The organism is Bacteriovorax stolpii, assembly GCF_002872415.1.
Lineage (GTDB): Bacteria > Bdellovibrionota > Bacteriovoracia > Bacteriovoracales > Bacteriovoracaceae > Bacteriovorax > Bacteriovorax stolpii.
Window position 1 is genome coordinate 1198560 of the sequence record NZ_CP025704.1, and the last position, 13010, is coordinate 1211569.

Annotated in this window: 15 protein-coding genes and 3 pseudogenes; 8 read left to right on the forward strand and 10 right to left on the reverse strand. The window is 36.3% G+C overall.

Features of this window, described 5'->3' with window-relative positions; all coding sequences use genetic code 11:
* Positions 1–7: 7 nt before the first annotated feature.
* Positions 8–1234, reverse strand: coding sequence for an ankyrin repeat domain-containing protein (locus C0V70_RS05945; RefSeq protein ID WP_102242958.1), 1227 nt, complete (start codon positions 1232–1234; stop codon positions 8–10).
* Complete coding sequence (locus tag C0V70_RS05950) at positions 1234–2004, reverse strand: hypothetical protein (protein WP_102242959.1); 771 nt, start codon at positions 2002–2004, stop codon at positions 1234–1236. The genes C0V70_RS05945 and C0V70_RS05950 overlap by 1 nt, the downstream gene beginning before the upstream one ends.
* A 123-nt stretch (positions 2005–2127) precedes the next feature.
* On the opposite strand from C0V70_RS05950, the gene C0V70_RS05955 reads away from it, so the two are divergent.
* Together C0V70_RS05955 and C0V70_RS05960 are read left to right on the forward strand one after the other, a co-directional pair.
* Entirely contained in the window at positions 2128–2397 is a 270-nt protein-coding gene (locus tag C0V70_RS05955) for a transposase (RefSeq protein WP_102242960.1), read from the forward strand.
* Positions 2398–2417: 20 nt separating this feature from the next.
* Complete coding sequence (locus C0V70_RS05960; RefSeq protein ID WP_102242961.1) at positions 2418–3263, forward strand: IS3 family transposase; 846 nt, start codon at positions 2418–2420, stop codon at positions 3261–3263.
* 135 nt (positions 3264–3398) lie between these two features.
* Here the strand turns inward: C0V70_RS05960 and C0V70_RS05965 are convergent, their stop codons facing one another.
* Positions 3399–4001 carry a hypothetical protein gene (locus C0V70_RS05965; RefSeq protein ID WP_102242962.1) on the reverse strand — a complete coding sequence of 201 codons (603 nt, stop codon included), beginning with the start codon at positions 3999–4001 and terminating at the stop codon, positions 3399–3401.
* 2 nt (positions 4002–4003) lie between these two features.
* Positions 4004–4339 carry a metal-sensitive transcriptional regulator gene (locus C0V70_RS05970; protein WP_102242963.1) on the reverse strand — a complete coding sequence of 112 codons (336 nt, stop codon included), beginning with the start codon at positions 4337–4339 and terminating at the stop codon, positions 4004–4006.
* 251 nt (positions 4340–4590) lie between these two features.
* Between C0V70_RS05970 and C0V70_RS05975 the strand changes: the two genes are divergently transcribed.
* The 4 genes and pseudogenes from C0V70_RS05975 to C0V70_RS05985 all read left to right on the forward strand — a co-directional run bounded on the left by C0V70_RS05975 (position 4591) and on the right by C0V70_RS05985 (position 6846).
* Positions 4591–5826 carry a multicopper oxidase family protein gene (locus C0V70_RS05975; protein WP_158649583.1) on the forward strand — a complete coding sequence of 412 codons (1236 nt, stop codon included), beginning with the start codon at positions 4591–4593 and terminating at the stop codon, positions 5824–5826.
* 179 nt (positions 5827–6005) lie between these two features.
* Positions 6006–6442, forward strand: a pseudogene (locus C0V70_RS19345) (multicopper oxidase domain-containing protein).
* Entirely contained in the window at positions 6400–6522 is a 123-nt protein-coding gene (locus C0V70_RS19270; RefSeq protein ID WP_281259254.1) for a hypothetical protein, read from the forward strand. The pseudogene C0V70_RS19345 and the gene C0V70_RS19270 overlap by 43 nt, the downstream one beginning before the upstream one ends.
* Before the next feature lie 93 nt (positions 6523–6615).
* Entirely contained in the window at positions 6616–6846 is a 231-nt protein-coding gene (locus C0V70_RS05985) for a hypothetical protein (RefSeq protein ID WP_102242965.1), read from the forward strand.
* A 121-nt stretch (positions 6847–6967) separates the two neighbouring features.
* On the opposite strand, the gene C0V70_RS05990 is transcribed toward C0V70_RS05985, so the two are convergent.
* Positions 6968–7399 carry a hypothetical protein gene (locus C0V70_RS05990; RefSeq protein WP_208107723.1) on the reverse strand — a complete coding sequence of 144 codons (432 nt, stop codon included), beginning with the start codon at positions 7397–7399 and terminating at the stop codon, positions 6968–6970.
* A 367-nt stretch (positions 7400–7766) separates the two neighbouring features.
* On the opposite strand from C0V70_RS05990, the gene C0V70_RS05995 reads away from it, so the two are divergent.
* The gene (locus tag C0V70_RS05995; protein ID WP_102242966.1) at positions 7767–8015 is read left to right on the forward strand and encodes a DUF2933 domain-containing protein; all 249 of its coding nucleotides are present in this window, start codon (positions 7767–7769) and stop codon (positions 8013–8015) included.
* Positions 8012–8685: pseudogene (locus C0V70_RS06000) on the forward strand (methyltransferase family protein). Before C0V70_RS05995 ends, C0V70_RS06000 begins: the two are co-directional and overlap by 4 nt.
* Positions 8686–8699: 14 nt before the next feature.
* Here the strand turns inward: C0V70_RS06000 and C0V70_RS06005 are convergent.
* From C0V70_RS06005 to C0V70_RS06025, 5 genes and pseudogenes are all read right to left on the reverse strand, one after another.
* A pseudogene (locus C0V70_RS06005) lies at positions 8700–10863 on the reverse strand (copper-transporting P-type ATPase).
* A 114-nt stretch (positions 10864–10977) separates the two neighbouring features.
* A complete protein-coding gene (locus tag C0V70_RS06010; RefSeq protein ID WP_102242967.1) occupies positions 10978–11253 on the reverse strand; it encodes a hypothetical protein in 276 nt (91 codons plus the stop codon).
* Positions 11254–11434: 181 nt separating this feature from the next.
* Positions 11435–12280 (reverse strand): IS3 family transposase, encoded by an 846-nt coding sequence (locus C0V70_RS06015; RefSeq protein WP_102242961.1) that lies wholly within the window; start codon positions 12278–12280, stop codon positions 11435–11437.
* A 20-nt stretch (positions 12281–12300) separates the two neighbouring features.
* Positions 12301–12570 carry a transposase gene (locus C0V70_RS06020; protein ID WP_102242960.1) on the reverse strand — a complete coding sequence of 90 codons (270 nt, stop codon included), beginning with the start codon at positions 12568–12570 and terminating at the stop codon, positions 12301–12303.
* Positions 12571–12595: 25 nt separating this feature from the next.
* A complete protein-coding gene (locus tag C0V70_RS06025) occupies positions 12596–12880 on the reverse strand; it encodes a YncE family protein (protein WP_133566747.1) in 285 nt (94 codons plus the stop codon).
* Positions 12881–13010 lie beyond the last annotated feature (130 nt).

Below are 13010 nucleotides of genomic sequence, written 5' to 3' on the forward strand. Positions count from 1 at the left end.
AAGTAAGTTATTTGATAATAATAGTGCCTTTCATTTGCTGTTCTTCGGGACCGTTATGTGGGCCACATATATAGAAATAAGTTCCAGTTCGATTGGGTGTAAATCTAGTTTTGATTTTTTCATTTGGTTGGGCCATTAAATCAAGGCCTAGCTCTGGGGATAAGAGACGAAACATTCGGGATGGACTTGCCTTAAGTGATATTTCAACAGATTCATTAATGGTTAATTCAATATTAGAAACAGAGCAACCTATATTATCTAGGTTTCCCTGAATATTAATAATTTTTTTAATTGGCAGTAATAGTTCAGCAATGTCATCTAATTGATGAACTTTGGCGATATCAAAAGCACTCAGGCCTTTATTATTTTTTAACTGAGTGTCGGCATTTAAATCTAATAGCTCTTGTACCAAAAAGTAATTTCTATTTAATACGGCAAGTATTAAAGGAGTTGACCCGTTAATATCCTGAACATTGATATTAGCTTCTAGCTCAGCAAGAATATTAACCACATCAGTATTATTTATTTTAACAGCCTTATGAATAGCTGACTGATGGTTGGTTGGATCAACGCTTTCTAGATTTGCTCCGCTATCTATTAACAATGAAGCCATCTGATTAAGATTAAAACTTGTAGGAGAACTTATACTCAAATTTTTAAATCCACAGTTTGGATCTAGGAGCTTTAATAGGGGAGAGCATCCTAAAGAGTCTGTACTATTGATTTCGGCACCGCACTCAAGTGAGTAATTGATTTGATCAAGGTCAGATGATCTCAAGGCATCAAATAGAGATATGTCTTTCTTGCCTTGAGTTTCTGCGCAAAGATAAGGTTCTGGTAAAATTCCCGTAATTGAACATTTTAATTGTTTAATTGTATTTTCAAATGCAGATCCTTTATTAAGGATCAATGTTCCGCTATAAATGTCTTCGGACGATTTTTTTAATGTCAGGTTAAAATCATTTTTATTAATTACAGAGCTATAAACGAATTTATTTTTAGAATAGTATCTTTTAACCTCGGCCCTCACGCCAGCATATCCTATTTGTCCCTTGGCTTGAAGTGCACCAAAACTTGTTCCTGGAAAATATTTTTCAAATTTAATTTGAAGGTCTTTTAATCTATAGGCAGGATGTGTGTCTGTGTCGCTATAGTCTTTGGAGCATGTAACGACTTCTGCAAATGAGTAATTTATATTCAGAAATAAGAAAATTATTAAAATAAATTTATTCATTATTGTTTATCCTGTAGATCATATTGGTTACAACTTGTTGTTTTAAATGCCTCTGGATCTTGGGCCATACGCCCCATTCTAAGAGCTTCACCTCTGAGTTTTTCCAATTGAACTTTTTCAGATGTGATCATGTCCGAAACAATGTCGTGAAGCATGTGATTATTGTCAAAAGCTGCTGGAATTTTTGGAAAAAGCTTTGCAAACGTAGGAGCTTCAACAGCAGTCTCAGGCATCATGTCGAAGTCAGCAGAATCGGGTAAGTCAGATATTAAGAATTTGAATTGAGCGATAGTGTTTGCTACAGCTACATCTCTTTCCATTTTTGTAGGTAGTAAAAGATCTTCATATAATCTTATTTGAAACCAGTGGTAGCTCCAGATTAAAAGATTAAAACTTGGAAACTTTTTTCTAAATGATTTTGAAAAGTAATGTCCATCCATGAACAGCATAGATTTACATTCATCCGTAATAAGAACTGGTTTATTTGATTTATATTTCCCATAAATCTCGTTAATCCTGTTGATCATTTTAGGGCCACGATCTTCAGAAGTTGCCAGTACATCTAAGACGAACTGATGAAGCATATGAGACCAATCAAATAAATTTATTATTAATGGAAATTTATAAACATAATTAGGAGCTATATCTGCTTCATCAACTTTGATGAACGGTGGATTTGCTAGAATTTTAAAAATCTTTTCCAATAATTCTTTTTCTAATTCTTTAGGGTTTTCGATATTTCCTTTTTTTAAAATGAGAGTTTCATACACGAGTGCATGTCCATAATCGAATGCAAAAAGTAATCTTTGAGCTTCAGGGTGACCTGACCCCGAAAATCTGGACTATTCAAAACCTTACACTCTGTTAAACTTTAACATGTAGAGGGTAAAAAAATGAAAAAATCAAAGTTCAGCGAAGAAAAAATCGTCCATATTCTCCAAGAGGCCAAGTCGGGTAATTCAACTGTTCAAGAAGTCTGTCGCAAACACGGCATCACCACAGTGACCTACTATGCTTGGAAAAGAAAATACAACGGCGTTGAAGTGGCCGAGCTTAAAAAAATGAAAGAGCTTGAAGCTGAGAATGCAAAACTCAAACGTCTTGTGGCCAATCTCTCTCTTGATAATTTGATTTTGAAGGATATTAACTCAAAAAAGTGGTAGGCCCCAAAATAAAGCGCACAATGGTGAGCTACATAAGAGACAGCTACAGGATGAGCTGCTCTAGGGCCTGCAGAATCCTTGATCTTCAGAAAGCAACCTTCTACTACAAAGAGGTTGAAGACGTTGCTGAAATCAAGCTTAGAGCGCGTTTAAAAGAGCTTGCAGAAAAGCATCCAGGTTTTGGGCTTAGAACTTTACATGAGATCACCAAAAGAGAAGAACTTGTTATAAATCATAAGCGAACTGAGAGAATTTACAAAGAAGAGAAGCTCTCTCTTCGTTTAAAAAAGAAAAATAAGAGAGCGAGACATTTAAGAGTTGTTCAAGTTCCTCCAGAAGCTCCTTTAAAAACGTGGTCGATGGATTTTGTCCATGACAGATGTTTCAGTGGGAGAAAAATTAAGTGCCTCACAATCATTGATCAGTTTTCTAAGAATTGCCCAATGATAAACGTCGGAGTGACAATGACAGGAGCTGAGGTTGCAAGAGCGCTTGATACTTTAAAAATTAAAATTGGGTTACCAGAAGTCATTTTTGTAGATAACGGGCCAGAGTTTGCGGGAAAAGATTTGGGGTTATGGGCGATGAAGAACAATGTGAAGCTGCATTTTATCGAGCCAGGAAAGCCTACTCAAAATGCGTTCATAGAATCGTTCAACGGGAAATTTAGAGCACAATGTTTGAATCAGCATTGGTTCCAAACGATCGAAGAAGCAAAGATTTTAATTGAAACATGGAGAAAGGAATACAATAATTTCAGACCTCATAGCTCTTTGAATGGTCTGACTCCGGAAGAATTTACTAGGCAATTTGAAATGAAAAAGATAAACGGTTTTGATCAGGATGTGAGATTAAAAGTAGTCTAGCGTTTGGGGTCAGGTCAAGGGTATACTTCGCCTAATTTATAAGCTTCTGGGGGAGAAGGATACCAAACAACTTCAGCACTGAGCATGTTTGATGTTAGTAAACTTAAAAGTATTAATATTTTTTTCATTTGATCCTTATTTCACAAGCACAGAATGAAATTCATTCCATCTATAGCGAATTTTAGCTTCCACTGGCAGCATTATTGTGGGGTCTTTTACTTCGTAATAAAGGTAGGTATCCCATGCTTCTTCTTTACCACCAGCAGTTGGGAACCCAGGATTAAGGGGGCCTACACATGAATAGTCATTGGCCACTAAATATACTTTCATAATAAATTGAGGAAATCGCGGGTCAGCATTACCTGAGTAACGATTATCTTGACCGCTAATAAAGATGCAAGTTAAAGGAATTTCTTCTCCATTAATCATTGCGTGAGAACCATCTTTTAACATAATTCTATCCCAAAATTGACGATAAAATTTTTTCGGATCATTTCCTAGTGAGAATTCTCCTACTATAGGTTCTTTATATACAGGATCTGCAAATTCTAGTTCATAGGAATAAGATTGATCTGATCCTATCATTGGAACTTTAAATTCTGCCGAATTTCTAATTTGAAGAGTTAGGTTACGATAAAATTGAAGAACATCTTGGCCTACAGTTGGTAGGGTTTCTGAATAGGTGTTTAAACTAAAAATAATTAGAATGAGTATAAAAAATCTGTATTTTGATTTCATATTTAGCCTTTTGATTTTGACCCGTAGACAAGTTTGTTAATTTCATTAATTTTTTTTTGAATATTTTCTGAATCATCTGAAGCAAATGCATCTTGAATACAACTTTTTAGATGCGCTTCAAAAATTGCTGACTCTATCACTTTGACGCCTGCACTAATTGCTTTAAGCTGATTTATGATATCTATACAATAGCGCCCTTCCTGTATCATTTTTTCGATACCGTCAACCTGGCCTCTGACGCGTGACAACTGTTTTAAGTGGCCAGTATGATCAGGATGAGAGTGAGAATCATGCTCATTCTTGATTTTTTTTGAGGAAACTGCCTTCTTTTTCGTCATAAGATTATTACTCAGCACTAAATATTGATATTCACATATACCCTGGGGGGGGTAGGCTATCAAGAGATGTGTAGGTTTTACATAAAGCTGAGCAATGAAGTCAATTAAAGAATAATTAATTTTTTTTAGCGTGCAGTTTAAACTAGTTATCCGTATATTTTAAGATTCTATAGGCTATGAATTGTTCGGTTGGCTTCATAGTTTTAAGAATAATTTATCGTTATCCTAAATATTTGTCGGAAGAATATATCATGAAAAAAATTGTATTTTTATTACTACTTTCAATGTCTCATTCGATATTTGCTAAAACTGTTAAATATGAATTAATAGCCACTAAAGAAAATGTTAATCTTAGTGGTAAGAAAAATGTTGATTTTGCAATCATGATTAATAAATCAATTCCAGCACCTATCCTTGAATTTACAGAAGGTGACGATGCTGAAATTACCTTAAAGAACGATCTCCCAGATGATGAAGTATCTATTCATTGGCACGGTATCTTGCTTGATCCTTATATGGATGGCGTCCCTTATGTTAATACACCACCCATTAAGCCTGGTGGAAAATTTGTCTTCAAATTTAAAATCAGACAACATGGTACTTTCTGGTATCACTCTCATACGAATGTTCAGGAGCAAAAAGGTGTTTATGGTGCATTTATTATTCATCCAAAAGAAGAGGTTAAGGCTTATGACAAAGAAATCGTTTTAGTCTTGAGCGATTGGAGTGATGAAAATCCTACACAAATTCTCAATAATCTTAAGAAAGATGGTGATTACTATATTTATAAAAAAGGTACAATGAGATCTTGGCTTGGGGCCATTCGTGCAAAATCGCTTATGAGTTATTTGAATAATGATTGGAATCGAATGGGGGGAATGGATTTTTCGGACGTAGGATATGACATTTTTTTAATTAATGGAAAAAATAATTCTCAGGATGAAAATATTTTGCCAGGAGATAGAGTACGTCTTCGTATTATCAACGCTTCGGGTTCTACTTATTTTTATCTATCGTTGGGAGACTTACCAATGAAAGTTATATCTGCCGATGGAGTTGATATTAAGCCTAAGCTTGCTAGTGAGATTTTAATTGGAATGGCAGAAACTTATGATGTTTCATTTGTGCCAAATAAGACTGGAAGTTATGAATTTAAAGCTACTTCTATGGATGGTACAGGAAGTGCTTCTATGTGGCTTGGTAAAGGTGAGCCTCATAATGCACCAATTAAACCAGTTCCAGATTTATATATGAATATGAGTAGCCCAATGGGGGGCATGGATCATTCGAAAATGAGCATGGATGAAGCTCCGATGGATCATTCAAAAATGAAGATGGATGAAGCTCCTATGGATCATTCAAAAATGAAGATGGATGAAGCTCCTATGGATCATTCAAAAATGAAGATGGATGAAGCGCCTGTGGATCATTCAAAAATGAAGATGGATGAAGCTCCCTATGGATCATTCAAAAATGAAGATGGATGAAGCTCCTATGGATCATTCAAAAAATGAACATGAAAAAAGCACCTATGAGTCATTCAAGTCTGGATATGAAAGCAGAGATTGTTGATGTTTTAACGTCAGCAGATTTAGAATCTCCCGCTAAAACATCTTTTGCGAGTGATCTTGTTAGAAAGGACATTACCTTGGCTTTGGATGGGGACATGAATCGGTATGTTTGGTTTATAAACGGCAAAGCAATTAATGAAGAAAGAACACTTACTATAAATGAAAATGAAGTAATACGTTTTACGTTTATTAATAATACAATGATGAATCATCCAATGCATCTTCATGGACATTTTTTTAGAGTTTTAAATAAGTATGGTGATTCTTCCCCGCTAAAGCACACAGTCGATGTGCCTCCTTTTGAAAATAGAACTATTGAGTTTTGGCTAATGAACCTGGTGAGTGGATGCTTCATTGTCACAACTTGTATCATTTAAAAACTGGCATGGCACGAGTTGTAAAATATTCAACATTTATTCCGAGAAATGATATTAAAAAATTTCAAAAAAGCGATCACATCTTCATGATCATTTGTATCATGAAGGATCAGTGGAAATTTCAACCAATCATAGTGAGCTTGAACTTAACTTGATGAATACTCGTAATGATCTTCAAGTAAGAGCAGAAATTACAAAAGATTCATCTTGGGATGGTGGGGGATTTATTTTATAAGAGATGGTTGAATAATTATTCGAAATTAATATTAGGTGGAAGCTATTTTGATAAAGAAGTTTTTGGTAATCTTGGTTTAGCTATATACTTCCAATGTTAGTAGATACAACTTTTTTATTGGATAATGATAAAAAACTTCGACTTGATTTAAGTAAAAAATTTCAATGGACTAAATATGTATTTTCTGAAGTTGATTTTACTTTTAGGCAAGAGAAGAAAACTGAATTTGAGATTAGTTTAATGTATCAAAAAGTATGGGCCTGGTCTGTGGGAGTAATGCTCACTGACAAGAAAATAGGGCTTGGAGGACAGTTTAAATTTTAGAATATTTTGTGACAGATTTTTTCTTAAGTTATGAACTGTCTCGAACATAATTCCGAAATCAGAGTAATACAAAATGTGAAGTAGCTAGAATAATGTAGTCAGCTTTGTTATTAAAAAATTGTTAGCGACCCAAGACATAGAGAACAAAGCCTACTCCCCATACTGTCGAGGGGACTAATAACATCCATTTAAAATCGGAGTGCAATGAAAAATTGATAGCGCTCATTAATAAAACAGATAATGCACCTGTTGAAGCAATGGCCCATGTCGTACCTTTCAATCGTAGAGGTATCACAATAGAAGCAACAAAAAGTGTGAGCGCACCAGTACTCGCCATAAATCCGCCCATAACGATGAATACTTTTTTCAACCAGTACTCAAGACCAGGCAGAGCTTTCTGAATTTCTGCAAGGGAAGTTCCCATGAACCGCGAGTCTTCCGGCAAAAGTGGAGGCCTAATGGCAATAAAATAGAATCCTAGACCAATTAGCCAAACTCCACAGGTAATAAACATCCACATTGAGACCTGGTATTTTTCTCTAATTACTTTCATAATCCTCACTCCCATTTCAGCAAAATCGTTTCAGATTGTCTTTAAGTCCACTTATGTCAAGTGATGGTTTAGAAGATATTATTAGGATATAATGTTTCCTTTTTTTGTGTACCAATCAAATTCCGTTATTTGTTCTTGTGATATGAAAAACAAAGATATTATTTTAATAATAAGCAAGATCAAAGCCATTTGGCATACTCCCTGCATGTCTGAAGTCATCAGCTTATGCATCTACTTTTATTTAAGACGAGGATGATGTTGATACAAAGTGCCTCAATAGTGGGACTTTTTTGAGCAAGAAGATTTGGGTGAATTTAGAATATTAAAGGAATTTTAGTATTCGGCAAAGTGTTTGATAGGAGAATAAATGGAAATACATGAGCACGATAAAGGCACAAGTCAAAATCACGAATCCTGGTTAAAGAGGCATCGCTGGTTAAGCTATATATCACTTGCCGTTATTGCCTTTTATTTTCTCACAGAGCATCGTGCGCATGTCATAGCATATCTCCCATATTTTCTACTTGCGTCCTGCCTGCTTATGCATGTTTTTATGCACGGAGGACACCATCATCATAACAAAAGACAAAAACCAACAGGGGAAAATAAATCATGAACCAATCAGAGGGATCAGCTTATGGACTTTGGAGCCTCGCGGTTATCAATGCACTTATTTTTATTTTCTTTGCATTTAGTTTTTTTAAACCACATAGCAAGAGAGACTGGCGAACATTTAGTACATTTTCTGCTTTTATAGTTGCACTCTTTGCTGAGATGTATGGGTTTCCACTAACAATTTATCTTCTATCGGGATGGCTTTCTAAACAATTTCCACAAATCAATTTTTTTACTCACGATAGTGGACATTTGCTGCATACATTACTCGGTCTCAAAGGAGATCCTCACTTTGATATTCTCCATATCCTGAGCACTGTATTTATAGTCACAGGGTTTTGGCTCCTATCGGCATCATGGCAGGTACTCTATAAGGCGCAAAAGATCGGCACTCTCGCCATGAGCGGTCCCTATCAACATGTACGCCATCCACAGTACGTAGCCTTCGTATTAGTTATGATTGGATTTTATTTCAGTGGCCGACTTTGGTGACTTTAATTATGTTTCCTATCTTGGTTTGGACCTATGTTCGACTTTCCATTAGGGAAGAAAAGGGCGTTGAACTTGAGTTTGGAGATGCTTACAGAAAATATGCACAAGTGACTCCACGATTTTTTCCACATCTAGGAGAGTACAAGGGATCACATAAAACCCTTAAGCCAAAATATTAACGAAATTTATATTTTTAAATCTTAGTGGATTTTAACCTTAAAGCATTTACGATTACGGATACAGAGCTTAAGCTCATTGCTGCCGCTGCTATCATGGGATTTAAAAGAATTCCCAAAAAAGGATAAAGGACGCCGGCCGCGATTGGGACGCCAATAACATTATATATAAAAGCAAAGAAAAGATTTTGTTTGATATTTTTAAGGGTAGATTCACTCAATGAGCGGGCCCTGACTATTCCCATGAGATCTCCTTTTAGCAAAGTCACTCCTGCACTATTCATCGCAACGTCAGTTCCTGTGCCCATTGCAATCCCAACTTGAGCTTGTGCCAGTGCTGGTGCATCGTTGATTCCATCTCCGGCCATCGCTACAAACTTTCCTTCTTTCTGCATGGTTTTAATAATCTCAGCTTTCTTTTGAGGCAATACATCCGCAAAAAAGAATCAACTCCAATTTTTCTCAATAACCGCCTGTGCTGTTTTAGCATTATCTCCAGTAATCATAACGATTTTATTCCAAGATCCTGAAGTGTTTTAATAGCGACTTGGCTTGTCTCTTTTATTGGGTCAATGACACCTAGGAAACCACAAATTTATTATCAATTGCTACAAACATAACTGTTTGGCCATCTTCACGAAGGTTATCCATGTCTTTTTCAAAGTTTTGATAGTTAATAGAAAGATCTTCCATTAAGGCCTTATTTCCAACGGCAATTTTTTGATTTCCTATTTGAGCGAGAAGTCCTTTACCGGTAATAGATGAAAATCCTGTAACTTCAACTAGAGCAACATTTTTTTCCATCGCTCCTGCTACGATGGCGGTAGCAAGTGGATGTTCACTTACTTTTTCAAGACTAGCAGCAAGGGAAAGTAGTTCATTGTCGCTCAAAGTATCTACACTTTTAACTGTAATTAGTTTTGGTTTTCCAACTGTCAGTGTTCCGGTTTTATCAACTACAAGAGTGTCAACTTTTCTCATTTGTTCAATCGCCTCGGCATTTTTGAAGAGCACTCCCATGGTTGCTCCACGTCCAGTTGCAACCATGATTGACATTGGTGTCGCAAGCCCCAGAGCACAGGGGCAAGCGATGATAAGAACTGCGACAGCATTAACAATTGCGTGAGCGAGTTTAGGTTCTGGACCAACAAGGGTCCAAACAATTCCTGTGATAATGGCAATAAGGATAACAATTGGAACAAAATATCCTGAGACGGTGTCCGCGAGTTTTTGAATAGGCGCACGAGAGCGTTGTGCCTCTGAAACCATTTGAACAATTTGGGCAAGCAGAGTGTCCTTTCCAATTTTTTCTGCCTTCATGATGAAACTACCCGTGGCATTAATGGTAGCTCCTAACACTTTTGCACCAGGTGTTTTTTCTACTGGTACCGGCTCACCAGATACCATTGATTCATCGACCGATGATTGTCCGGATATAACAACACCATCCACTGGAATTTTTTCTCCCGGCCTGACACGAAGTTGGTCATTAATAGCAACTAGCTCAAGTGGAATATCAACTTCTACTCCATCAGTATTCACTCGCCTTGCTGTTTTAGGTGCAAGCCCTAGTAAAGATTTAATGGCAGCACTTGTCTGGCCTCGAGCTTTTAGTTCTAAAACTTGGCCAAGTAATATAAGTGAAACGATTACTGCTGCCGCTTCAAAGTAGAGTCCAACTTCTCCAGTCATGGAATCTTTAAATGATTCAGGAAAAATTTTAGGAAACAAAACAGCGATTAAGCTATATCCATAGGCCACTCCGGTTCCAAGACCAATGAGTGTAAACATATTTAAACTTTTGTTTTTTAGTGACAGCCAAAATTTAACGAAGAAGGGCCATCCACCCCATAAAACGACAGGGGTAGCGAGAATAACTTCTATCCATTTCATATTTTGGATTAAACCAGCTTGATGAATAAGATGTCGTCCACCCATTGTTATAAAAAGAAGTGGCAAACTTAAAACAGCACTGACGAAGAATCTTTTAAGCATCGAAAGATATTCTGAATTATCTTCTTCATTTTTTTGAATTTGTACCGGTTCGAGAAACATTCCACAGATAGGACAATTACCTGGGCCAATTTGACGAATCTGGGAGTGCATGGGACAAGTGTATTCTACATTGTTTTGCGCAACTGATTTATGGTGAATTTGATTATGAGGTAGATGAGCTTCCATTTAAATTCCTAGTTAAGTGCAAACTTGCAGTGATTTTTAATTTTATAGAATAATATTTAGAAAACTATGATTTGCATCACAGTTTTTAAGTAATAATTCAATAGTAAGATGCCATTATTTTTTCATATTGTTCATCAAGTCTTTACATTTATCCATACTCATTCCTTTTTCACATTTCTCCATGATTTCTTTATGGCACATTTTATCGTCTTCCTGCTTTGCCATACATTCTTTCATCATCGTATGCATTTTATTCATATCCATATTTTTGGTTTCCATTCCCTTCATTTTATTCATTTCTTTGTCAGCTGAAAATGTACTGGATGAGAACATTATCACAACTAAGAACGCAAGCTTCAAATGCAGATGGTTTAAATTTCCTGTTTTCATTTTTTCTCCAACTTTGATCCATTCATTATGAAAAGATCTTTTAATATTTCATATTTATTTCATTCGATGATTTTATCTTTGGTAATTTTATTTCAAGATTGAATGTTAAGACGGTTGTCGGAGTGCAAATGTCTTTACATCGACGGCCATCGCTAAGGCCTTATTGACCTGACCCCAAACGCTAGACTACTTTTAATCTCACATCCTGATCAAAACCGTTTATCTTTTTCATTTCAAATTGCCTAGTAAATTCTTCCGGAGTCAGACCATTCAAAGAGCTATGAGGTCTGAAATTATTGTATTCCTTTCTCCATGTTTCAATTAAAATCTTTGCTTCTTCGATCGTTTGGAACCAATGCTGATTCAAACATTGTGCTCTAAATTTCCCGTTGAACGATTCTATGAACGCATTTTGAGTAGGCTTTCCTGGCTCGATAAAATGCAGCTTCACATTGTTCTTCATCGCCCATAACCCCAAATCTTTTCCCGCAAACTCTGGCCCGTTATCTACAAAAATGACTTCTGGTAACCCAATTTTAATTTTTAAAGTATCAAGCGCTCTTGCAACCTCAGCTCCTGTCATTGTCACTCCGACGTTTATCATTGGGCAATTCTTAGAAAACTGATCAATGATTGTGAGGCACTTAATTTTTCTCCCACTGAAACATCTGTCATGGACAAAATCCATCGACCACGTTTTTAAAGGAGCTTCTGGAGGAACTTGAACAACTCTTAAATGTCTCGCTCTCTTATTTTTCTTTTTTAAACGAAGAGAGAGCTTCTCTTCTTTGTAAATTCTCTCAGTTCGCTTATGATTTATAACAAGTTCTTCTCTTTTGGTGATCTCATGTAAAGTTCTAAGCCCAAAACCTGGATGCTTTTCTGCAAGCTCTTTTAAACGCGCTCTAAGCTTGATTTCAGCAACGTCTTCAACCTCTTTGTAGTAGAAGGTTGCTTTCTGAAGATCAAGGATTCTGCAGGCCCTAGAGCAGCTCATCCTGTAGCTGTCTCTTATGTAGCTCACCATTGTGCGCTTTATTTTGGGGCCTACCACTTTTTTGAGTTAATATCCTTCAAAATCAAATTATCAAGAGAGAGATTGGCCACAAGACGTTTGAGTTTTGCATTCTCAGCTTCAAGCTCTTTCATTTTTTTAAGCTCGGCCACTTCAACGCCGTTGTATTTTCTTTTCCAAGCATAGTAGGTCACTGTGGTGATGCCGTGTTTGCGACAGACTTCTTGAACAGTTGAATTACCCGACTTGGCCTCTTGGAGAATATGGACGATTTTTTCTTCGCTGAACTTTGATTTTTTCATTTTTTTACCCTCTACATGTTAAAGTTTAACAGAGTGTAAGGTTTTGAATAGTCCAGATTTTCGGGGTCAGGTCATTATGACCACTGACTATCCAAACTGTTTTATTATCTGGTGAAACTTGCAAGTTATGAGGGCCTTCAATTCCCGTAAGTGTAGTGAGTACCTTATTAGTTCTAGCATTAATGACTGTTATACTATTGCCATCTTCGTTCGCAACCCACACGCTGCCTTCGATATTCTTGTCATTTGCAAACGCATTTATGATCGTGAATAGGACCACAAAACTAAAAATAATTTTTAATTTTTTCATATCCAGTAAATTAATTTTCCTATACTTCATGACAGTATCTCCATATAAAAACCAAATTGGAAAATTGACTTTGTTGAATTTGTAATTTGGTTCACCAAGTAACTTCTTGGACTAAGACTTGCAAGTTTGA

Coding starts and splice junctions, on each gene's coding strand:
- C0V70_RS05945 (WP_102242958.1), bottom strand. CDS start 1,234: ATGAATAAATTTATTTTAATAATTTTCTTATTTCTGAATATAAATTAC.
- C0V70_RS05955 (WP_102242960.1), top strand. CDS start 2,128: ATGAAAAAATCAAAGTTCAGCGAAGAAAAAATCGTCCATATTCTCCAA.
- C0V70_RS05960 (WP_102242961.1), top strand. CDS start 2,418: ATGGTGAGCTACATAAGAGACAGCTACAGGATGAGCTGCTCTAGGGCC.
- C0V70_RS05965 (WP_102242962.1), bottom strand. CDS start 4,001: ATGAAATCAAAATACAGATTTTTTATACTCATTCTAATTATTTTTAGT.
- C0V70_RS05970 (WP_102242963.1), bottom strand. CDS start 4,339: ATGACGAAAAAGAAGGCAGTTTCCTCAAAAAAAATCAAGAATGAGCAT.
- C0V70_RS05975 (WP_158649583.1), top strand. CDS start 4,591: ATGAAAAAAATTGTATTTTTATTACTACTTTCAATGTCTCATTCGATA.
- C0V70_RS05985 (WP_102242965.1), top strand. CDS start 6,616: ATGTTAGTAGATACAACTTTTTTATTGGATAATGATAAAAAACTTCGA.
- C0V70_RS05990 (WP_208107723.1), bottom strand. CDS start 7,399: ATGAAAGTAATTAGAGAAAAATACCAGGTCTCAATGTGGATGTTTATT.
- C0V70_RS05995 (WP_102242966.1), top strand. CDS start 7,767: ATGGAAATACATGAGCACGATAAAGGCACAAGTCAAAATCACGAATCC.
- C0V70_RS06010 (WP_102242967.1), bottom strand. CDS start 11,253: ATGAAAACAGGAAATTTAAACCATCTGCATTTGAAGCTTGCGTTCTTA.
- C0V70_RS06015 (WP_102242961.1), bottom strand. CDS start 12,280: ATGGTGAGCTACATAAGAGACAGCTACAGGATGAGCTGCTCTAGGGCC.
- C0V70_RS06020 (WP_102242960.1), bottom strand. CDS start 12,570: ATGAAAAAATCAAAGTTCAGCGAAGAAAAAATCGTCCATATTCTCCAA.
- C0V70_RS06025 (WP_133566747.1), bottom strand. CDS start 12,880: ATGAAAAAATTAAAAATTATTTTTAGTTTTGTGGTCCTATTCACGATC.